The sequence below is a fragment of the Nioella ostreopsis genome (assembly GCF_004000255.1).
Taxonomy (GTDB): Bacteria; Pseudomonadota; Alphaproteobacteria; order Rhodobacterales; family Rhodobacteraceae; genus Nioella; species Nioella ostreopsis.
Map to the genome: position 1 here is coordinate 32,281 of NZ_RCIQ01000010.1, position 21,105 is coordinate 53,385.

General features: G+C 63.9%; 16 protein-coding genes. 6 read left to right on the plus strand and 10 right to left on the minus strand.

The genetic code is table 11. The features are described from left to right. Positions 1–31: 31 nt before the first annotated feature. The 5 genes from EP237_RS11780 (at position 32) to EP237_RS11800 (ending at position 7,425) form a co-directional block, all read left to right on the plus strand. The gene (locus EP237_RS11780) at positions 32–856 is read left to right on the plus strand and encodes a putative hydro-lyase (RefSeq protein ID WP_127561098.1); all 825 of its coding nucleotides are present in this window, start codon (positions 32–34) and stop codon (positions 854–856) included. A gap of 21 nt (positions 857–877) precedes the next feature. Next, complete coding sequence (locus EP237_RS11785; RefSeq protein ID WP_127561099.1) at positions 878–1,912, plus strand: TRAP transporter substrate-binding protein; 1,035 nt, start codon at positions 878–880, stop codon at positions 1,910–1,912. A 28-nt stretch (positions 1,913–1,940) separates the two neighbouring features. Continuing rightward, positions 1,941–2,489 carry a TRAP transporter small permease subunit gene (locus tag EP237_RS11790; RefSeq protein WP_127561100.1) on the plus strand — a complete coding sequence of 183 codons (549 nt, stop codon included), beginning with the start codon at positions 1,941–1,943 and terminating at the stop codon, positions 2,487–2,489. Beyond that, complete coding sequence (locus EP237_RS11795) at positions 2,486–3,769, plus strand: TRAP transporter large permease (RefSeq protein WP_127561101.1); 1,284 nt, start codon at positions 2,486–2,488, stop codon at positions 3,767–3,769. The genes EP237_RS11790 and EP237_RS11795 overlap by 4 nt, the downstream gene beginning before the upstream one ends. A 65-nt stretch (positions 3,770–3,834) precedes the next feature. Next, positions 3,835–7,425, plus strand: coding sequence for a hydantoinase B/oxoprolinase family protein (locus EP237_RS11800; protein ID WP_127561102.1), 3,591 nt, complete (start codon positions 3,835–3,837; stop codon positions 7,423–7,425). Between the two features lie 39 nt (positions 7,426–7,464). On the opposite strand, the gene EP237_RS11805 is transcribed toward EP237_RS11800, so the two are convergent. Together EP237_RS11805 and ppsA are read right to left on the minus strand one after the other, a co-directional pair. After that, complete coding sequence (locus EP237_RS11805) at positions 7,465–8,691, minus strand: coiled-coil domain-containing protein (RefSeq protein ID WP_127561103.1); 1,227 nt, start codon at positions 8,689–8,691, stop codon at positions 7,465–7,467. Between the two features lie 83 nt (positions 8,692–8,774). Beyond that, positions 8,775–11,165, minus strand: coding sequence for a phosphoenolpyruvate synthase (gene ppsA, locus EP237_RS11810; protein ID WP_127561104.1), 2,391 nt, complete (start codon positions 11,163–11,165; stop codon positions 8,775–8,777). Positions 11,166–11,300: 135 nt separating this feature from the next. Between ppsA and EP237_RS11815 the strand changes: the two genes are divergently transcribed. Further along, on the plus strand, positions 11,301–11,645 hold the full coding sequence (locus EP237_RS11815; RefSeq protein WP_127561105.1) for a hypothetical protein: 345 nt from the start codon (positions 11,301–11,303) through the stop codon (positions 11,643–11,645). Positions 11,646–11,740: 95 nt separating this feature from the next. On the opposite strand, the gene EP237_RS11820 is transcribed toward EP237_RS11815, so the two are convergent. From EP237_RS11820 to EP237_RS11855, 8 genes are all read right to left on the minus strand, one after another. Next, positions 11,741–12,034 (minus strand): hypothetical protein, encoded by a 294-nt coding sequence (locus tag EP237_RS11820; protein ID WP_127561106.1) that lies wholly within the window; start codon positions 12,032–12,034, stop codon positions 11,741–11,743. 220 nt (positions 12,035–12,254) lie between these two features. After that, complete coding sequence (locus tag EP237_RS11825; protein WP_127561107.1) at positions 12,255–13,259, minus strand: GlxA family transcriptional regulator; 1,005 nt, start codon at positions 13,257–13,259, stop codon at positions 12,255–12,257. Continuing rightward, positions 13,256–15,322 (minus strand): ABC transporter permease, encoded by a 2,067-nt coding sequence (locus EP237_RS11830; protein WP_127561108.1) that lies wholly within the window; start codon positions 15,320–15,322, stop codon positions 13,256–13,258. Before EP237_RS11830 ends, EP237_RS11825 begins: the two co-directional genes overlap by 4 nt. Next, positions 15,319–16,377 carry a quaternary amine ABC transporter ATP-binding protein gene (locus EP237_RS11835; RefSeq protein ID WP_127561109.1) on the minus strand — a complete coding sequence of 353 codons (1,059 nt, stop codon included), beginning with the start codon at positions 16,375–16,377 and terminating at the stop codon, positions 15,319–15,321. The genes EP237_RS11830 and EP237_RS11835 overlap by 4 nt, the downstream gene beginning before the upstream one ends. An 8-nt stretch (positions 16,378–16,385) precedes the next feature. Next, on the minus strand, positions 16,386–17,339 hold the full coding sequence (locus tag EP237_RS11840) for an ABC transporter substrate-binding protein (RefSeq protein ID WP_127561110.1): 954 nt from the start codon (positions 17,337–17,339) through the stop codon (positions 16,386–16,388). Between the two features lie 177 nt (positions 17,340–17,516). Beyond that, positions 17,517–19,151 (minus strand): ABC transporter ATP-binding protein, encoded by a 1,635-nt coding sequence (locus EP237_RS11845; protein WP_127561111.1) that lies wholly within the window; start codon positions 19,149–19,151, stop codon positions 17,517–17,519. A 4-nt stretch (positions 19,152–19,155) separates the two neighbouring features. Further along, positions 19,156–20,079 carry an ABC transporter permease gene (locus EP237_RS11850; RefSeq protein WP_127561112.1) on the minus strand — a complete coding sequence of 308 codons (924 nt, stop codon included), beginning with the start codon at positions 20,077–20,079 and terminating at the stop codon, positions 19,156–19,158. A gap of 12 nt (positions 20,080–20,091) precedes the next feature. Then, positions 20,092–21,048: an ABC transporter permease gene (locus EP237_RS11855; protein ID WP_071690835.1), complete on the minus strand. Its 957-nt coding sequence runs from the start codon at positions 21,046–21,048 to the stop codon at positions 20,092–20,094. Positions 21,049–21,105: the final 57 nt, after the last annotated feature.

A 21,105-nucleotide genomic window follows, 5' to 3' on the forward strand; every position in this document is an offset into this window, starting at 1 on the left:
TCGATACTTCCTCCAACTGGAGGACCCGACCTTGAAAACGACTCATGGCCTGCTGAAACACAAATCCCTGCCCGAGATACGGGCCGCGATCCGGGCGGGAAACTACACCTCCCACACGGCTGGTCTGGGGGGCGGATATCTTCAAGCCAACCTTGCGATCATGCCAGAGGCCTATGCGCTCGATTTCATGCGGTTCTGCCAGCGCAACCCCAAGCCCTGCCCGCTGGTGGGAGTCTCCGACACCGGCAACCCGATGCTGACAACGCTTGGCCATGATCTGGACCTTCGAACGGACGTGCCCGCCTACAACATCTATCGTGATGGGCAGCTCAGCGGCTCCACCACCGACATCTCTGACATCTGGACAGATGACCTCGTCGGTTTCGCCCTCGGCTGTTCCTTCACCTTCGAGCAAGCGTTGCAGGCCGAGGGCATCGCGATGTGGCATATCGACAATGACCGCACCGTGCCGATGTTTCGCTCCTCCATCCAGACCGTGCCCGCGGGCCCCTTCGGCGGGGCCATGGTGGTCAGCATGCGCGCGATCCCGGAGGATCAGCTGGCCCGCACCATCGAGGTGTCGGGCCGCTACCCGCTCGGCCATGGCGCGCCGGTTCATTGGGGCGATCCGGCGGAGATTGGCATCGCGGATGTGACCCGCCCGGAATGGGGCGATCCCGCCCCGGTGCCGCCGGGCCATATCCCCACCTTCTGGGCCTGTGGCGTGACCCCGCAAGTGGCCGTCACCCGCGCGAAACTGCCGCTCTGCATCACCCATAAGCCAGGGCACATGCTGATCACCGATGTGCCCGACGACGCGGAATTCCCGGTGATTTCCTCAGAACAAAACAGCTAACATCCAACAAGGAGAGACGAGATGAAAAAGACAATCGCCATCACCGCCGCCGTTCTGGCCGCGTCCCCGGCCCTGGCCGAGGATCTGTCGGTCGTCGGCAGCTGGTCCAGCCTGCCCTTGCACAACCAGTTCGAGGCCCCCTTCTGGACCGAAACCCTGCCTGCCGCTTCGGGAGGGGAGATCACCGTGGCGCTGACCACCCATAACCAGATGAACCTGGGCGTGGGCGACGTCTATCGCCTGCTTGGCGACGGGGTCTATGACGTGGCGATGACCGTGGCCGATTACGCCGTGGCCGACGCACCGGAGCTGGAAGGGCTCGACGTGCCGCTGCTGGCAATGACCGCAGACGAGGCCCGCGCGATGGTCGATGCCGCCCGCCCCATGGTCGAAGACATCTTCAACACCCGCTTCAACAGCCATGTGCTGGCCATCGCTCCCTACCCGCCGCAGGTCGTGTTCTGCAATGCCGAGATCAACAGCCTCGATGACCTCGCCGGTCTGCAGATCCGCGCCTCGGGTCGGATGACCGCGAAATTCCTTGAGGCGCTTGGCGCGGAAGGCGTCAACGTCTCCTTCTCCGAGGTGCCGGGTGCCCTGCAACGCGGCGTCGTGGATTGTGCCGTAACAGGTGCGGGCTCGGGCTATTCCGCCGGATGGTGGGAGGTCTCCACCCATCTGCTGCCGATCCCGCTCGGGGGCTGGGATTCAGTCGTGACCGCGATCAATCTCGACCGCTGGAACAGCATGGACGCAGACACACAGGCGCTGATCGAATCCGAGATCGCCACCGGTTTCGAAGACCCGGCCTGGGCCGTGGCACAGGATGCGCTCGTCAATGACATCGCCTGCCTGACCGGCAATGGTGAGTGCCCGGCGGGCGAGGCCCGCGACATGATCCTTGTCGAGGTGTCGGATGCCGATTTCGACCGCGCCCGCGATATTCTGGTGACCGAAGTGCTGCCCGAGTGGGCCGAGCGCGCGGGCAGCGAATGGGCCAGCCGCTGGAACGACAGCGTTGGCGCCACCGTTGGCGTGACGGTTCCCGTCAACTGACCCCGGATCGTTGAAGGAGCGCCCCCAGATGGCCCAGTCCATTCTCTCCCTCCTGCGCCGCCTCAACCGGTGGGTGGCCCTGGCAATCGGCCTTGTGCTGTTCCTCTGCGCGATTTTCGTGCTGCTGGATGTGGGCTTGCGCAAACTGGGGGCCTCCTTCGGTGGCACCGACGAGATCAGCGGGTATGTCATGGCCATCGTGACCTCCTGGGGCATGGGCTACGCCCTGCTGGAACTGGCCCATGTCCGCATCGACATCCTCCGGGGGCGCGTGGGGGCCCTTGGCCGGTCGCTGTTCGATCTTTTCGCCATGCTGACCATGGCGGGCACGGTGACGCTGATTGCCCTGCGCTGCTGGCCGGTGCTGGACCGGTCCATCGCCAACATGTCCCGCGCCAACACGCCCCTCGAAACACCGCTCTGGCTGGTGCAGGGACCGTGGTTTGCCGGATGGGTCTGGTTCGCCATCGTGTCCTGGCTGACCTTCCTGGCGGCGCTGATGCTGGTCGCCAAGGGCGAGTTCAGCCAGTCCGAGGCCGCCATCGGAGCGTTTGGCGAAGAGGAGGCAGTGCTGTGATCACCTATGTCTCCATCGGGCTGCTGGCCATGCTGTCGCTGTCGATCCCCGTGGGTATCGTGCTGTTCCTGCTTGGTTTTGGAACCGACATCTTCTTCAGTCCCTTCCCGCTGATGCGCGGGCTTGGCAACCTGGTCTGGTCCACCTCGAACAATGCCACGCTGATCGCCATTCCCTTCTTCGTGCTGCTTGGCGAAATCCTCGTGCGCAGCGGGATTGCCGCCCGCACCTATGCAGCACTTGACCGGTGGGTGTCCTGGATGCCGGGCGGTCTGGTTCATGCCAATGTGGCGACGGCGACCATGTTCTCGGCCACCTCCGGCTCGTCCGTTGCGACCGCCGCGACCGTGGCCACCGTGGCCATGCCGCAGGCCGAGAAGCTGGGCTATGACCCCAAGCTCTTCTCCGGCGCAATCGCGGCGGGCGGCACGCTTGGCATCATGATCCCACCCTCGATCAACCTGATCGTTTACGGGTTCCTCACGCAAACCTCGATCCCGCAGCTCTTCCTTGCGGGGCTGATGCCCGGCATCCTGCTGGCGCTCGGGTTCCTGGCGATCACCGCCATCATCTGCACGATCCGGCCCGATCTTGGCGGCCAGCGCCGGGTCTTTCCCTTCCCCGAGATGCTGCGCGCACTGCTGCAACTCATTCCCATTATTCTGCTGTTCACCATCATTATCGGTTCGATCTACAAGGGATGGGCCACCCCGACAGAGGCCGCTGCCGTGGGCGTCGCAGGCGCGTTGCTGATCGCGTCGATTTTCAGCCGGGTAACCCTGAGTATGCTGGCAGAGGCCGTCATGGGCACCGTCAAGATCACCTCGATGATCATGCTCGTCGTCATCGGCGCGTCCTTCCTGAACTTCACCCTGGCCTCGGCTGGTCTTGGGGCAGAACTATCCGGCTTCCTCGACGGTCTGGGCCTGTCGCCGCTGATGACCATCCTCGTCGTGGTCTGCATCTACATCGTGCTTGGCTTCTTCATCGAGACGCTCTCGCTGATGGTGGTGACGATCCCGATCATCGTGCCTTTGGTGGTCGCACAAGGATATGACCCGATCTGGTTCGGCATCCTGATGATCGTGCTCATTGAAATGGCGCTGATCACCCCGCCTGTGGGCCTCAACCTCTATGTGGTTCAAGGCGCGCGGAAATCGGGAAAGATGAGTGAGGTCATGTTGGGCGCGATTCCTTACGTGCTGGCGATGCTGGTCATGGTCGCGGCACTGATTGCGATCCCTAACATTGCGCTCTGGCTGCCTGCCGTCCTGCAATAACCCCTTTCCAAATCTGAACTGAAATGCTGCCGGGCGCGCCCCGGCAAACAGAGGAGATCTGTCTCATGTGGCAATTCTGGGTCGACCGTGGCGGCACCTTCACCGATATCGTCGCGCGTACGCCGGAGGGCGGGCTGGTCACGCATAAGCTGCTGTCCGAGAACCCCGAGCGCTACCGCGATGCCGCCGTGCAGGGCATTCGCGAGCTGATGGGGCTTGGCGTTGACGACGCCATCTCCCAAGGCGCGATTGACGCGGTCAAGATGGGCACCACCGTGGCCACCAATGCGCTTTTGGAACGCAAGGGCGACCGGACGCTGCTGCTGATCACCCAGGGCATGCGCGATCTGCTGAGGATCGGCTACCAGAACCGCCCGCGCCTGTTTGATCTGAAGATCGAGCTGCCGGAACTGCTCTATGAGGAAGCGGTTGAGGTGGTTGAACGCGTATCTGAGACCGGCGAGGTCATCACCCCGCTCGACACCGCCTCTGTCGAGGCCGCGCTGCGCGATGCCTATGCCGATGGCTATCGCTCTGTCGCCGTGGCGCTGATGCATGGCTACCGTTTCCCCGATCACGAGGCCCGCATCGGTGACATGGCCCGCGCGGCGGGGTTCACGCAGGTCTCGCTCTCCCACGAGGTCAGCCCGCTGATCAAGCTGGTGTCACGCGGCGATACGACCGTTGTTGACGCCTATCTGTCGCCCATCCTGCGCCGCTATGTGCAACAGGTCAGCGATGCGCTTGGGGCCGCTGAGGGCGGCTGCCGGTCGCTGATGTTCATGCAATCCAACGGAGGGCTCACTGACGCGCGGCTCTTCCAGGGCAAGGACGCGATCCTGTCTGGCCCGGCGGGCGGCGTGGTCGGCATGGTGCGCACGGCGGAAGAGGCCGGGTTCGACAAGCTGATAGGCTTCGACATGGGCGGGACTTCCACGGATGTCTGCCACTATGCGGGCGACTATGAACGGTCCTTCGAGACCGAAGTGGCTGGCGTCCGCATGCGCGCCCCGATGATGAGCATTCATACTGTGGCCGCAGGCGGCGGCTCCATCCTGTCCTTCGCCCAAGGCCGCATGCAGGTCGGCCCCGAAAGCGCCGGGGCCAATCCCGGCCCGGCCAGCTACAGGCGTGGCGGGCCGCTGGCGGTGACCGATTGCAACGTGGTCCTCGGCAAGATCCAGCCCGATCGCTTCCCCTCCGTCTTCGGCCCCGGCGGCGATGAGCCGCTGGACGTGGACGCGGCCCGTGCAGGTTTTGAAGCCATGGCCGCGCGGATCGCCACGGAAACCGGCGAGGCCCGGAAATCGCCGGAGGAATTGGCCGAGGGCTTCTTGCGGATCGCCGTGGAGAACATGGCCAACGCGATCAAGAAGATCAGCGTTCAGCGCGGCTATGACGTGACCCGCTACACCATGAACTGCTTTGGCGGCGCGGGCGGGCAGCATGCCTGCCAGGTGGCCGATGTGCTGGGGATGGAAAGCATCTATATCCACCCCTTCGCGGGCGTCCTGTCGGCCTTTGGCATGGGGATGGCCGATATTCGGGCGATCCGGGAACATCAGCTGGCGCAGCCTCTAGCGGATGATGCGAAGGCGCGTACCGCGCTGGACCGGATCGGCGCGGATGCGCGGGACGAGGTCGCGCGGCAGGGCATTCCGGCAGACCGCATCACCCTGATCGAAACCGCCCATATCCGCACGCCGGGGTCGCACCAGACCCTGCCAGTGCCCTTTGGTTCCCCGCAAGAAATGCGCGAGGGGTTCGACGCCGCGCATCAACAGCGCTTCGGCTTCGTGCCGGACTATGACGGGCTGATCATCGACTTGCTGACGGCTGAGGCCGTGGGCGAAACCGGCGAACCCGTAACCCTGCCCGAATCCGCTGACGCGCCCGCAGAACCGGACAGCGCCCGCATGTACAGTCAGGGTGCGTGGCGGAACGTCCCGCTGATCGCGCGGGACAGCCTGCGCGCGGGCGACACGCTGACCGGCCCCGCCATCATCGTCGATCCGACCGGCACCAATGTGGTGGAACCGGGCTGGCAGGCCGAGGGGCTGGCCGGTGAGGCCATGGTCCTGCGCCGGGTGGTGGCGCTCGATCGGCAGGAGGCGGTCGGAACATCCGTCGATCCGGTGATGCTGGAGGTCTTCAACAACCTCTTCATGTCTATCGCCGACCAGATGGGCGCGACGCTGGCCAACACCGCCTATTCGGTGAACATCAAGGAACGTTACGATTTCTCCTGCGCCATCTTCGACGCGGCGGGCGATCTCGTCGCCAATGCGCCCCACGTCCCTGTGCATCTGGGGTCGATGAGCGAGAGCGTCCGCACGGTCCTGCGGGAAAACGCTGGCCGGATCCGCCCGGGCGACGTCTTCATGATGAACAACCCCTATAACGGCGGCACCCATCTGCCGGATGTGACGGTGATCACGCCTGTGTTCGATGAGGCAGGAGAGAGGATCATCTTCCTCACCGCCTCTCGTGGCCATCACGCCGATATCGGCGGCAAGACGCCCGGATCGGCCCCGCCTGACAGCACCAATATCGAGGAAGAGGGCGTTCTGATCGACAATGTCCTGTTGGTCGATCAGGGCCAGCTGCGGGAGGCAGAGACGCGCGCCCTTCTGGCCTCCGGTCCCTACCCCTGCCGTAACATCGACGAGAACATGGCCGACCTTGCCGCACAGATCGCGGCCAATGCCACCGGCGTGGCGGAGTTGCAGAAGATCACGCGCCAGTTCGGGCTGCCCGTGGTGCAGGCCTATATGGGCCATGTGCAGGACAACGCGGAGGAAAGCGTGCGCCGGGTGTTGGATGTTTTGAAAGACAGCCGGTTCACCTACAAGATGGACAGCGGCGCGCAGATTGAGGTGGCGATCACCGTGGATCACGCGGGCCGCAGCGCAGTGGTGGATTTCACCGGCACCTCACCTCAGGACCGGCTGAACTACAACGCGCCGCTGTCGATCTGCCGGGCGGTGGTGCTTTACGTCTTCCGCACGCTCGTGGGGGCCGACATCCCGATGAACGAAGGCTGCCTGAAACCCATCGAGATCCGGGTGCCGGAAGGCAGCATGATCAACCCGCGCCCGCCTGCGGCGGTGATTTCCGGCAATACCGAGGTCAGCCAGTCCATCGCCGATGCGCTTTACGGGGCGCTTGGGGTGATCGCGGGCAGCCAGGGGACGATGAACAACTTCGTCTATGGCAATGACCGGTTCCAGAATTACGAAACCATCTGCGGCGGGACCGGCGCGGGGGAAGGGTTTCACGGGGCCAGCGCCGTGCACAGCCACATGACCAACACGAGGATGACCGACCCCGAGGTGCTGGAAACCCGTTTTCCCGTGAGGGTCGAGGAGTTTTCCATTCGTCAGGGATCGGGCGGCACAGGCAAGTGGCACGGCGGCAATGGCATCACCCGCCGCCTGCGGTTTCTGGAGGAGATGACGGTGACGGTCCTGTCCTCGCACCGGCAGGTGCCGCCGCATGGGACCCATGGAGGCGAACCGGCGCAATGTGGCCGCAACGCGGTAGAACGGGTTGATGGTCGGGTTGAGTTGCTGGCGGGCAACGATCAGGCCCAGATGCAGCCGGGAGACATCTTCCTCATGCAAACGCCCGGCGGGGGCGGTTACGGTCGCGCCTGACACGAAAGGGGCCGGGGGAAGACCCCGGCCCGCTTGCCTTTATTCCCCAAGCGCGTTTTGCAACCGGGTGACGACCTCGGCCACGAAATCCGGATTGTTGCGCGCCTGTTCCACGGCTGCTGTCAGGGCGGCGCGAGAAATCGGGCTGAGCTCTGCCGCCTCAATGGCCATCAGCGCCGCATCGGCGTCAAACGCCGCATCCTCCATTGCGCCGTGATCCTCGGTCATGTCGTCGGAGCCGGTGTCGTCGGACATGTCTTCGGCGGCCTCATCCGATCCGTCGGTCATGTCCTCGGCAGCCTCATCTGTCCCTTCGGTCATATCCTCGGCAGCCTCATCCGCCCCTTCGGTCATGGCCCCGGCATCCTCGGCGCTGTCCTCTTCGGGCGCGGCCACCGACGCGGCGAGAGCCTGTTCCAGCTCCGCCACCCGCGCCTCTGCCGCCGCCAGGGTTTCCGCCATCTGGCCTTGCAGGGTCCGCATCTGGGCCATCTCGGTCGCGTCCGCTGTCGCGGCAGCTTCCAGCTCGGCCACCCGTGCGTTCGCGGTGGCGAGCGCCGCCATGGTCTGGTCGAGGCTTGTCTGGATCTCTGCCATCTGCACGGCACTTGCCGCTGCCGCCGCCTCCAGTTCCACGACACGCGCTTCCGCAGCGGCCTGCGCGGCGATGGCCGTGGTCGCGGCAGTTTCCGCCGTTTCCGCGCGGGATTGAAGCGCCGCAGCCTCGTTCAGCGCTGTTTGCGCGGCGGTAGAGGCCGCCGCACTGCTGGCCTCGGCCTCAGCGCTTGCCGCAAGCGCCGCCTCACGCGCGGCAATGGCCGCATCCCGTTCGCCATTCGCGGCACTGAGCGCGGCCTGCAGATTGGCGACACTCGCCTCCAGCTCCACGATCCGGGCCATCTGGCTGGCATCCGGTGCCGCGGGGGTTGGGGCCGGAGCTGCTGCGCTTTCAACGCAAGGCCATTTGCCCGCATCGACACCCTGGTCGATCTGCACGCCCGTGGGGTCAATCAGATAGGTGACGCCGCCGCGGGTCACCACATAGACATCCTCGGTCAGAACGCTCAGCGTGCCCGGCCCCTCGGCCAGCGCGCCATCGGCAATCACGAACCGCTCCGTGCGGCCGGCGATCTGGCAGTCATAGATCGTCGCCGCGCCGCCGACCCCAGTGGGGGCCGGTGCGGGGGCGGGCTGTTCAATCGGTGGACCGGCCAAGGCGGGGCTGGCCAGCAGAGACAGGGCGAGGGCGTAAGGCAGTCGGGTCATATCGGATCAGACCTCCGTAAATGCGAGTTTTGAATACATGCACGTCCGGCGAAAATCCGGACGCCTCCCACCTTGCAGCCTACTCAATCGGGGCCTTTCTGCATAGCCTCGGCCTTGGCGACCTGTGCCTTGACGGCGGCGAAGCTGTCGGGCGTCACGGAAATCGAGTCGATCCCCGCATCGACCAGCAACTGCGCGAAGGCCGGGTTGTTCGACGGCGCCTGCCCGCACAGCCCGATCTTACGCCCCGCCGCGCGGGCCTTTTCGATCACCGTGCGGATCATCCACAGAACCGCCGGGTCGCTTTCGTCAAAGAGCTTCGCCAACCGGTCGCTGTCGCGGTCCACGCCAAGGGTCAGTTGCGTCAGGTCGTTCGAGCCGATTGAGAAGCCGTCGAAACGGTCGGCAAACTCCTCGGCCCGGATCACATTGGCGGGGATCTCGCACATGACGAAGACCTCCAGCCCCGCCTTGCCCCGTTCCAGACCGGCGCGGCCCATGACCTCCAGCACCCTGTCTGCCTCCTCCGGGGTTCGGCAGAAGGGGATCATGATGGCGACATTGTCGAAGCCCATCTCCTCGCGCAACCGCCGGATCGCCTGGCATTCCAGTTCGAACCCCGGGCTGTAGGCCGGGTCGGTGTAGCGAGAGGCACCCCGGAAGCCGATCATCGGGTTTTCCTCCTCTGGCTCAAACGCGCGCCCGCCCAGAAGCTCGGCATATTCATTGGTCTTGAAATCGCTCATCCGCACGATCACCGGGTGTGGATGGGCGAAGGCCGCGATCTGGCTCAGCCCGCGGGCGAGTTGATCGACGAAATAGTCGGGCTTGTTGGGGTAGCCCGCCGTCAGCGCCTCGATCTCCGCGCGTTCACCGGCATCCGTCACCTTGTCGAATTCAATGAGCGCCATGGGATGCACCTTCACGGCGTTGTTCACCACGAATTCCATCCGCGCGAGGCCCACCCCGTCAGCCGGCAATCGCCACCAGCGGAACGCCGCAGAGGGGTTGGCCATGTTCAGCATGATCCGGGTGCGGGTTTCGGGCAGATCAGACAGGTCTAGCTCCTCGACGCTCACCTTGGCAATTCCGGCGTGGATCAACCCGTCTTCGCCCGCCGCACAGTTCACTGTCACGTCCTGCTGATCATGCAGCACGTGGGTGGCATTGCCGGTGCCGACGATGGCGGGCACCCCCAGTTCCCGGCTGACGATGGCTGCGTGTGACGTGCGCCCACCATGGTCCGTGATGATCGCCGCTGCGCGTTTCATGACTGGCACCCAATCAGGATCGGTGTTGGACGTTACGAGAATCGAGCCATCGACGAAGCGGTCGATATCGGCAACGCTCTCGATCAGGCAGATGCGCCCCGTGGCGACCGCGTTGCCGACGCTGAGGCCCTGCAACAGAACCTCCCCCTCACCAGACAAGGAATAGCTGCGCAGCGCGCCCGCCTTGCGTTGGCTTTCCACCGTTTCGGGCCGTGCCTGAACGATGAAGAGCTCTCCAGTATCGCCATCGCGTGCCCATTCCATATCCATGGCGCAGCCGTAGTGGCGTTCGATGGTGGCGGCCATGCGGGCGAGCGACAGGATTTCCCCGTCGCTCAGCACCCAGGCCGCGCGTTCGGCTTTCGATGTCGGCACATTGCGCACCGGCGCGGGGCCGTCACCGCCCAGAATCATCTTGATCTCTTTCGCGCCGCGCCGCTTGCCGACAATGGGGCTGAGGCTCTCATCCGCAAGGAACGGCTTGAACACCTGATATTCATCCGGGTCCACCGCCCCCTGGACCACGTTTTCGCCAAGGCCCCAGGCGGCGTTGATCAGCACGACCTTGTCGAACCCCGATTCCGTGTCGATGGAGAACATGACGCCCGATCCGCCGGTATCGGCCCGCACCATGCGCTGCACGCCCACGGACAGCGCCACGGCCATATGGTCAAACCCCTTCACCTCGCGATAGCTGATCGCCCGGTCGGTAAAGAGCGAGGCAAAGCAGCGGCGGCAGGCGGTCAGCAGATCGGCCTCGCCCTCGATATTCAGGAAGGTCTCCTGCTGGCCCGCGAAACTGGCATCGGGCAGGTCCTCTGCCGTGGCAGAGGACCGCACGGCCACAGCGACATCCGCTTTGCCCGCCGTTTCACTGAGCGCCGCGTAGGAGGTCAGGATGTCGGTGCGGATCTCCTCCGGCCAGTCGCCTGAGACAATGGCCGCGCGGATGGCGCTGCCCGCCTCGGCCAATGTGATCTTGCCTGCCTGCCATCGCCCCACGGTATCGGCGATCATCGCCTCCAGCCCGTTGGCGGACAGGAACGCGCGATAGGCGTCAGAGGTGGTGGCAAAGCCCCCCGGCACGGCAATCCCCTGCCCTGCCAATTCCTGCACCATTTCCCCAAGAGAGCTGTTCTTGCCGCCCACAAGCGCCACATCGGCGCGGCGCAGGTCTTCGAATCCGATCACATAGCGAGCCATTCTGTCCTCCTCTCGGGCCGGATCGGCCCGTTGGCGACAGGCTACGCGCGTCTTTGACATAGCTCCTTGATGCAGGTCATGGCCCGATGTCGCAGGGCACGGCACAACGAATGCGACAGATCACAGGAGCCGCCAATGACCCAAGACCTGACCGACCACCTTGCCGCCGCCACGTCGCTGGATTCCGACATGCTGGCCGAGATCTGCACCGCAGCGGGCAGTGTATTCCCCGAGGCCCCTGCCCACCCGGAGGTGCTGTCAGACCCGACCGAGGCGGTCATGCACCTGCTGTCCCACTGCCTGCCCGGCTGGCAGATTCATTTATCTGGTCAAGCCGCCGAGCCGAACGGCCACTGGCGCTGTTCCCTGCGCAAATCCGACGCCCATGACGACGATCTTGTGGTGGGGACTGCAACGGGGCCGACGATTCCACTGGCCCTGGCGCGGGCGTTTTGGGATGTGGTGCGGAAGTCGGGATAGGGATCAGCCCGCCGGACTGCCCCTACCCCCGAAAGCCGGGTCACACATGCGTGGCTGAAGGCCCCCGGATCAGCCTTGATGGTCACACTGACTGATTATTCCCAAACCGGGCTGACTTGCCGGCAATCGCTGCACCCCACGTTCAATCTGACGGGGCAGGAATAGTTGTCACCGTTCCGGTCCACGACGAACAGGTAGGCGTAGTCGCCCGAATACTCGGCCTGATACCAGGTGCCGGACGCCGCGTCGTTAGCCTGGTTCCCATAGTCGACCCCATTGGGTTCACCAGTAATTGAAAAATAGCAGGTCGCCTGCTGTGCGCCGTGGCTTTCGGCAGAAACGGGCAAGGCAAGCAGACAAAGCGCGAGCGCTGAGTGGAACAGTTTCATGGCAATCTCCGGAAGTGGCTACCAAAAGCCGGTAATTCGCAGGCAGGAATGTCTGCTCTGCTCAGCCTGACCTTCTGTCGGACGCCAATCAACTGTTTATTGCAGGGCCTTGCCGATATCGAAGGCCACAGGCCGGGCCAGTATGCCGACGCGATCAGGCATTCCATCGTGATCCCGACGGGTCAGAAACCGATATCGAGCTTCAGAATGCGGCGCAGCCCTACCCCCGCCCCGCCGACTGGAACTTATGCGGCGAGACCCCGTATTTTTCGCGAAATCGGCGCGAGAAATGGTTGGTCGATTCAAACCCGCATGAGCTGGCGATATCGGCCACTTTCATATCCGTTTCCGCCAGCAGCATCCGCCCCCGGCGCAGGCGCAGGTCGGTCAGGTATTGCTTGGGGGTGGCCTTCACATGGGTCAGGAACAGCCGCTCGATCTGGCGGCGGGAGACCTTGAAGCGGTCGGCGAGGTCATCGAGCGAGAAGAGCTCCTCGATATTCTCTTCCATGTAGCGCAGAATTTGCAGCAGCTTGCGGTTGCGGGTGCCGATGGAGGCCGCGCGCGAGGATTGCTGCGCCTCCTCCTCGGACCTATGCACGGGATGCAGGCACATGTTCAGCACCGAATGCGACAGGATCGGGCCGAAGCGTTCGGAAATCAGCCGCAAGAACAGGTCCGTCGCGGAGGATCCGCCGCCGCAGGTTACGATCCGGTCGTCGATGGCATAAAGCTGGTCCAGCGGTTCCAGATCGGGAAAGCTTTCGCGGAAGGGCGGCGTGTTTTCCCAGTGCAGGGTGAAGTCCCGGCCTTTCAGGATGCCCGCCCGCGCCAGCGCATAGGCGCCGGTGCACAGCCCGCCCACCTGATGGCCCATCCGCCAGTGCTTTCGCACCAGCCCCGCCACCTGATCGGTCACGACCGTATCGGGTTCGACCCCGGAACACACGAAGAGCGGGCCGTTGATCTTTGCATCGGCAAGGGCGCAGGTCGCCCCTATTTCCACACCGCTGGACGCGCGCACCGGGCGGCCATCGGTGGTGATCATCTGCCAGCTATAAAGCTTTTGCCCGGTCAGCTGGTTGGCGATGCGCAACGGCTCGATGGCCGAGGTGAAGGCCAGCAGCGACAGCTTGGGCAACAGCAGGAAGCTGATCATTTCCGTCTTTTGCCCGGGGGGCAGGTCCACATGCGCCACCCCCTTGGGGATGAACTCGTCATTCATAGGCCAAGGGCCCTCCGCCGTTCTTCCGCGAACCCCTGTACAATGCGATCGGCGATCAGCGCAAGGATGGCCATGGCCGCCCCCGCTGCAATCCCCAGTCCCACATCCCCCGCGCCAAGTGCGATATAGATCGACTGGCCCAGCCCAGTGGTGCCGATCAGGGCCGCGATGACCAGCATGGCGAATCCGTAAAGGATCGTCTGGTTCAGACCCAGAAGGATCGTGGGCGCGGCATAGGGCGCGCGCACCTCTCGCATGATCTGCCACTCGGTCGCGCCGGAGGACACTGCGGCCTCCAGCATCTCGGGCGGGGTGGTGACCAGCCCGTGGCGGGTGTAGCGGATCATCGGCACGATGGCATAGGCGATGATGGCGAGGAAGGCCGAGAATTCCCCGATCTGGAAGAACATCAGCACCGGGATCAGGAAGACGAAGAGCGGGATGGTTTGCAGCATGTCGCAGACCGGCCGGATCACCGCCCATGCCGGGCGGGATACGGCGGACAGAAGCCCGAGCAATCCACCCAGAACCGCGCAGGCGAGGACCGCCGCACCGCACAGGTAAAGCGACAACATCGCCCGCGGCCAGAGGCCAGCGATGGCGATGGCCAGCATCAGGATGACCACCAGACGCGTCAGCTTCCATCCGCCCGCAACCCAGGCCACCGCGCCGAGCCCGACCAGAACGAAGGGCCAGGGCAGGTCGGACACACCGGTTTCCAGGATGCCCGCCACGATCGGGATGCACAGCCCGAAGGCCACGCGACCGGACATCGCCACGGCAAGTCCAAGCGCACCAGCCACCGCGAACAGCGCGTAGGACATGTTCGCCGTCCAGCTGAAGCCCCAGGTAAAGGGCAGGACCGCCCCGTCCAGACCGATGCGCAGCGGCAGAAGTCCGTAGAACATCGCATTGTTCTTGATGGAGTCGAGCGTCGTCCCTGCGCTGCGCGTAAAACTGGTCAGAGCCCCGTCCACGGCCTCGACTGTCGGGGCCAGGATGGCCATCTCACCGGGGGCGGGCAGCGCCGCCCAGGCCAGGACCGAGGCGGCAATGGCCACGGCAAGGATGATCCACGATATCCGCACGTCAAAGCGGTCGCGCGACGTGGCCATACGGGCCGAAATCCGGTCGATAATGATTGCGAAGACAACGATGACCAGCCCGGCCAGCAGGCTTTGGCCGAAATTGGCCTGCCGCATGGTCAGCAGAACTTCCCACCCGATATCGTCGAAACCGCCAATCACGGCGGCGATGATCACCATGGACAGGGCCGCCATCAGCGCCTGATTGACTCCGATCATGATCTGGGTGGCGGCGGCCGGGATCTCGACCTGCACCAGCTGTTGCAGCCGCGTCGCGCCGGACATGACCCCGGCCTCTTTCACCTCCGCCTCGACCCGTTGCAGGCCGAGAAGCGTATTCCGCGCCATAGGCGGGGCGGCGTAGATGGCCGACGCAATCAGGCCCACGACCGGGCCGAACCCGAAGAGCAGAAGAAGCGGCGTCAGATAGGCAAAGGTCGGAACCGTCTGCATCAGGTCGAGCGTCGCCTCGATCCAGGGCCGCGCCCGCGCGCTTTCATTGGACCAGATGCCAATGAGCAACCCGAGCGTCAGCGCCAGCGGCACCGAGACAAAGACCAGCGCCAGCGTGTTCATGCCCTCGATCCAGTAGCCCGAAGCCAGCACGAATCCCAGACCCACGCCCGACATCAGGGCCAGCGACAGCCCGCCCGCGTACCAGCCGAGCGCCACGGTTGCGCCAATGATCAGCGGCCAGGGCGTGTTGACCAGCAGCCAGTTCACCCAGACCATCGGGTATTCCAGCACAGCGGATATCAGGCGCATCGCGGGGCGGATGATGTCAAAGAGCCATTCCAACGAGACGCCGATCCATTCCGTGACCGGCAGGGTCCAGGCCTCTGGCCAGACCGGTAGCAGGTCTGTTGAAGACTCCAATAGCAGGCAGATCGCTCCGACCAGAAGCGTCAGCAAAGCCGCGCGCGCACCGGGCGTCAGGCGTGCAACGATCGAGGGGGCTGGCAGGCTGACATCGCTCATGTGCGGTCCACCTGCAGGGCCTTGGCCAGATCGGAGGGATGGATATAGCCCGCCATCTGCCCGTCACTACCCCAGACCGGGACGGGTTCGTATAGCGACATGCAAGAGGCCAGCGCCTCCTCCAGCGTCATGTCGAGGCGAAGCTTGGGATCGTCGGGCATGGTCGGCGGCGTGTCCGTGTGCAACACGCTTTCCAGCCGCGCATGTCGGCCCTTGGCCACATCGCGGGAAAACTCGCGCACATAGTCATCGACCGGGTTCAGGACGATCTGCGCGGGCGTGCCGATCTGAACAATCTTTCCGTCGCGCATGATGGCGATCCGGTCGGCGAGTTTCAGCGCCTCGGAGATGTCGTGGGTGATGAAGACGATGGTCTTGTGAAGCGTCGACTGGATCTTCAGGAATTCATCCTGCAACTGCCGACGGATCAGCGGGTCGAGCGCCGAGAAAGGTTCGTCCAAGAACCAGATATCGGGATTGGCGGCCAGCGACCGGGCGATGCCGACACGTTGTTTCTGACCACCTGACAGCTCGCGCGGATAGGCATCTTCGCGGCCCGTGAGCCCCACCATCTCGATCACTTCCAGCGCGCGGGTGCGCCGTTCCGATCTGGATTGCCCCAGCATTTTCAGGGGGAAGGCCACGTTGTCAGCGACGGACATATGCGGGAACAGACCGAAATGCTGGAACACCATGCCCAGTTTCTTTCGGCGCAGCTCGATCAGGCGTTTGGCATTGGCCGAGAGGATATCCTCCCCGTCAATCCGCACCGATCCGGCAGTAGGCTCCACAAGGCGCGAGATACAGCGGATCATGGTCGATTTGCCGGATCCCGACAGGCCCATGATCACGAACAGCTCGCCCTCGCGCACCTCGAAACTGGCGTCCTGCACAGCAGGGATCAGCCCGTCTTCGCGCAAAGCTTCGGCGGCGTCGGGGGCGGAACTGGTCCGCCCCTGCGCGTCTTTCAATCGGGTTTTGGCGTCATTGCCAAAGACCTGCCACAGCCCCTCGACAGCGATTGCCGGGGTGCCGGTCGGGGCCGAAGCGGTCATGTCCCCGGTTACTCCGTCGCGGCCGCGATCATCGCCGCAACGGCGTCGGCATGGTCCGCAACATAGGCTGCCGCGACCTCTTCCACCGACATGCCGTCATTGTCGACCATGCCCATCATCGGCTGCTGGTCTTCGGTCATCATCTGGTAGGCGGTGAGGATTTCCGCAGCCGCAGGCCACTGGTCCGCAAAGCCCGACCAGGTGATCTTGAAGACGCGGGTCGGCAGGAAGTCACAGTCGGAGGTCGCGTTCGGGTTCGGACCGACCGAGGCATCCTCGTAGCATTCCGGGGTGCCCGGCGGCAGATCGACAAAGCGCACGTCATAGGCCGACACGGCCCAATGCGGCTGCCAGAAGACCATCAGAAGCGGCGTGCCGCGTTCGGTCGAGGCGCGCAGTTCCGCGATCAGCGCCCCTTCGGAGCCAGCGGGCACGGCGCGGAAGGGCAGTTCCAGACCGGCGGCGCGTTCGGCACCCGGCGTCCCCCAATCGGCAGGATAGTCGATGAGGCGGCCCTGCGGGATGGTTTCGGCAGTGGCAAACTGCATGGCGCAATCGTTCAGCGCTTCCCATGCGGGCAGGCCGGGGCAGATCTCTTCGACATGGGCGGGGTAGGCGAACCCTTCACGGGCAGTCAGGCCGAGATCGCCGAGTTCCACCACGCCGCCATCTTCCAGCACGTCATAGTAGAGATCGGGCACGTTCGAGTCCCAAACCTCTAGCGCGGCGTGAATCTCGCCCTCGCCGATCGCGGGATACATGTTGTAATACCCTGCGGTGACATATTCGACGGTGTAGCCCGCCTGTTCCAGGATCTGGCCTGCAACATGCGTGGTCAGATGCTGGCCGGTCCATTCATTGATGGCCAGTCGGATCGGCGTGTCGGTATCGCCTAGATCCGCGGCGGCAGCGGTGCCTGCCAGTGCCAGGACGGACAAGCCGGAAAGAAGCACGGATTTCATGAAGTCACTCCCTGAGGTCGTTTTGTTGATTGGTTGTTCTTAGTGTCTGCGGTCATTTCATATGACAAGGCGACGGATTTCCACCCATAATTGCAGATTTCCGCCACCTTATCGCATGAAAACGGCCTGCCCCCAGAAGAGGCAGGCCGTGAAAGGTCTGTAGAAGCGCCATTCAACCTAGCCGCTTTCGCGTTCGCGCAGCAGATCGGTCAGCCAATCCGGGTCCATTTCCGGGACCGATGACAGAAGCAGTTCCGTATAGGGATCATGCGGCGGCTGGAACATCTCGGATTTGGGGCCCTGTTCAACCACCCTGCCCTCTTTCATCACCACCACCTCGTCGGCAATGGCCTTCACCGTGGCAAGGTCGTGGGTGATGAACATATAGGCCAGATCAAACTCCGTCTGGAGCTTGTCGAGAAGCTTCAGAATGCCTTCCGCGACCAGCTGGTCGAGCGCTGATGTCACCTCGTCACAGATGATGAACTTTGGCTCCGCCGCCAATGCCCGCGCGATGCCGATGCGCTGCTTCTGCCCACCCGACAGCTCGGCCGGCAGCCGGTCGATATAGTCGTCGGGCTCCAACTCGATCAGGTCGAGCAGATTGCGGATACGGTCTGTCAGGGCTTTGCCCTGTAGCCCAAGATACATCTGGGCAGGTCGTCCGATCAGTTCCCGGATGCGCAGCTTTGGGTTCAGCGCCGTGTCCGCCATCTGGTAGATCATCTGCGCCTGCCGAAGCTGGTCGCGGGTGCGGCGGCGATAATCGGGCGGCAGCACCTTGCCATCGAACAGGATCTCGCCCTGCCGGGGTGGCAACAGCCCGGTGATGACCCGCGCGGTGGTCGATTTGCCGGAGCCGGACTCGCCCACCACGGCCACGGTACGACGTTCATGAATGTCGAAATTGACATTCATCAGCACGTCCACGGCACCGTAGCCCGCGGTGATATTCTTGACCGAGACAACCGGCGTCTTGTCCGCCGCGACCGGGGGCTGTTCTGCGCGCGCATGGCTGCGCACGGCCCAAAGCGACTTGGTGTAGTCCTCTTTCGGGGCCGACAGCATCGACCGCGTGTCGGCCTCTTCGACCTCATCCCCCTTCAGCAGCACCTTGATCCGATCCGCCATCTGCGCCACGACCGCGAGGTCATGGGTGATGTAGATCGCCGCCGTGTCGAACTGTTCCACGATATTGCGGATCGCGGCCAGAACCTCGATCTGTGTGGTCACGTCAAGCGCGGTGGTGGGTTCATCGAAGATGATCAGGTCCGGACGACAGGCCATCGCCATCGCTGTCATCGCCCGCTGCAACTGCCCGCCCGAGACCTGGTGCGGGTAGCGGAAACCGATCACATCGGGCTCCGGCAACTGCATGCGACGATACAGATCCACCGCATCGCTTTCCGCCTCATTCCGGCCCATGACACCGTGTTGAACCGGCGCTTCGCAATACTGGTCCATCAGCTTGTGGGCCGGGTTGAAGCTGGCCGCCGCCGATTGCGCCACATAGGCGATGCGCTTGCCGCGCAGGTCTCGCTTGGTCGCCTCGCTGGCTTTCATCAGGTCGATCCCGTCAAAAACGATCTCGCCCCCGGAAATCCGACAGCCGTCGCGGGTAAAGCCCATGGCGGCCAGACCGACCGTGGACTTGCCCGCCCCGGATTCGCCGATCAGGCCCAGAACCTCGCCCTTGTGCAGGGTCAGGTCGATGCCATGCACGATCTCGGACCAGGTTTCGTCGGACCGGCCCTCGATACGCAGGCCCTTCATGGTCAGGAGGACCGGTTTTCCGTTGTTTTGCTCGGTCATGGTCTTACTCCTTCAACCCGCTGGCGCGGTGCAACTGCCAGTCGACGACGAAGTTCACGCTGACCGTCAGCAGCGCGATGGCAACGGCGGGCAGCAGCGGCGTGATGTCTCCGAAGGCGATCAGTGTCGCGTTTTCCTTCACCATGGACCCCCAGTCCGCCATGGGCGGCTGCAGGCCAAGGCCGAGGAAGCTGAGCGCCGAGATCGCCAGGAAGACGAAGCAGAAACGCAGCCCGAATTCGGCCACCAACGGCGCCATGGCATTGGGCAGGATCTCTCGCGTGATCAGGCGCCAGAGCCCCTCACCCCGCAGTTTCGCGGCCTCGATATAATCCATCACCACGATGTTCAGCGCCACCGAGCGCGCCAAACGGAACACCCTCGTGGAGTCGATCACGGCAATGACGAGGATCAGGGTGATCACCGACGTGCCGAAGATGGTCAGCAGCAGCAGCGAGAAAATCAGCGCCGGAATGGCCATCAGAACATCGACCGCACGGCTGAGCACCTGATCCAGCCAACCGCCCACGGTGGCCGCCAGAAGACCCAGGATCGAGCCGATGAGGAAAGCCAGGGCAGTGGTTGCAAAGGCGATGCCCACTGTGTTGCGCGCCCCGAAGATCAGGCGAGACAGCATATCGCGCCCCAGATTGTCAGTGCCCAACAGATGCACCTGATCCCACGGCATGTATTCCGGCCCCACGACCATCCGTTCCGGGAACGGTGCGATGAGCGGGGCGAAGATGGCCACGAAGATGTAGATGATGATCATCAGCATCCCGAAAGAGGCGGTCAGCGGCGCGGTGCGCAGCTCTTTCTTGACGCCCTTCGGAGTGACGGCAATGGCAATGGTCCGAAACAGCCAGCCGGCGGCCATACAGCCTGCGATGACGACGACGAACCAGAATAGTCCAGTCAGAAAACCCATGATCCGCCCCCCTTAACGACGATGTACGAGGCGCGGGTTGGACAAGGTCGCCAACACATCCGCCGTCAGGTTCAGCAGCACATAGGCCGCGGCAAAGATCAGCGCGACCGCCTGCACCACAGGCATGTCCCGCGCCGCCACGCTGTCGACCATCAGCTGACCGAGACCGGGGAAGACAAAGACCACCTCGACCACGACCACCCCTGTGATCAGGTAGGCCAGGTTCAACGCAATCACGTTGATGATCGGAGCCAGCGCATTGGGCAGCGCGTGTTTCACGATCACGCGCATCGGCTTCATCCCCTTCAGCCGTGCCATCTCGATATAGGGGCTGGCCAGAAGGTTGATGATCGCCGCCCGCGTCATGCGCATCATATGCGCGGTCACCACCAGCGTCAGGGTCAGGGCAGGCAGGAAGGTGCGGTAGAGCATTTCCGCCATGGACGGATCGCCCCGGAAACTTGCCATAGAGGGGAACATGCCGCCCCGGCCCGCCAGCCAGAAGATCAGGATATAGGCGACGAAGAATTCCGGGAAGGAAATCGAGGTCAGCGCCGAGGCGTTCGAAAAGCGGTCGAAAAAGCTGTTGCGGAACAGCGCCGCGAGGATCCCCAGCATCAGCGACAGCGGTACAGCGATGGCGGCAGCATAGAGCGCCAGGAACAACGTGTTGCCAAGCCGCGTGCTGATCAGCTCGATCACCGGGCGGCGGTTCGACAGCGAATTGCCGAAATCGCCCTGCAAGACGCCGGTCAGCCATTCGATATAGCGCGTGTGCATGGGCAGATCGAGCCCCAGCTCCCGGCGGATCGCGGCAACGGTTTCAGGCGTCGCGGCCTGCCCGAGGAATTCTTCGGCGAAATCGCCGGGCAACAGTTCCGTCGCCCCGAAGATCAGAAGTGACACGATGAACAGCGTCAGCAGGCCAAGGGCCAGTCGCTTCGCGATCATGCTCCAGATATGTGACATGGGTCCCCCTTCAGGCTGCACCGTCCCGCGTGCGCCTAAGGTCACAGAATTGAAACC

Bases quoted from the DNA above. Each gene is read 5' to 3' on its own strand.
- EP237_RS11785 (WP_127561099.1), top strand. From the start codon at position 878: ATGAAAAAGACAATCGCCATCACCGCCGCCGTTCTGGCCGCGTCCCCG.
- ppsA (WP_127561104.1), bottom strand. From the start codon at position 11,165: ATGGCTCGCTATGTGATCGGATTCGAAGACCTGCGCCGCGCCGATGTG.
- EP237_RS11835 (WP_127561109.1), bottom strand. From the start codon at position 16,377: ATGACCGCTTCGGCCCCGACCGGCACCCCGGCAATCGCTGTCGAGGGG.
- EP237_RS11845 (WP_127561111.1), bottom strand. From the start codon at position 19,151: ATGACCGAGCAAAACAACGGAAAACCGGTCCTCCTGACCATGAAGGGC.
- EP237_RS11790 (WP_127561100.1), top strand. From the start codon at position 1,941: ATGGCCCAGTCCATTCTCTCCCTCCTGCGCCGCCTCAACCGGTGGGTG.
- EP237_RS11815 (WP_127561105.1), top strand. From the start codon at position 11,301: ATGACCCAAGACCTGACCGACCACCTTGCCGCCGCCACGTCGCTGGAT.
- EP237_RS11840 (WP_127561110.1), bottom strand. From the start codon at position 17,339: ATGAAATCCGTGCTTCTTTCCGGCTTGTCCGTCCTGGCACTGGCAGGC.
- EP237_RS11850 (WP_127561112.1), bottom strand. From the start codon at position 20,079: ATGGGTTTTCTGACTGGACTATTCTGGTTCGTCGTCGTCATCGCAGGC.
- EP237_RS11805 (WP_127561103.1), bottom strand. From the start codon at position 8,691: ATGACCCGACTGCCTTACGCCCTCGCCCTGTCTCTGCTGGCCAGCCCC.
- EP237_RS11825 (WP_127561107.1), bottom strand. From the start codon at position 13,259: ATGAATGACGAGTTCATCCCCAAGGGGGTGGCGCATGTGGACCTGCCC.
- EP237_RS11820 (WP_127561106.1), bottom strand. From the start codon at position 12,034: ATGAAACTGTTCCACTCAGCGCTCGCGCTTTGTCTGCTTGCCTTGCCC.
- EP237_RS11800 (WP_127561102.1), top strand. From the start codon at position 3,835: ATGTGGCAATTCTGGGTCGACCGTGGCGGCACCTTCACCGATATCGTC.
- EP237_RS11830 (WP_127561108.1), bottom strand. From the start codon at position 15,322: ATGAGCGATGTCAGCCTGCCAGCCCCCTCGATCGTTGCACGCCTGACG.
- EP237_RS11855 (WP_071690835.1), bottom strand. From the start codon at position 21,048: ATGTCACATATCTGGAGCATGATCGCGAAGCGACTGGCCCTTGGCCTG.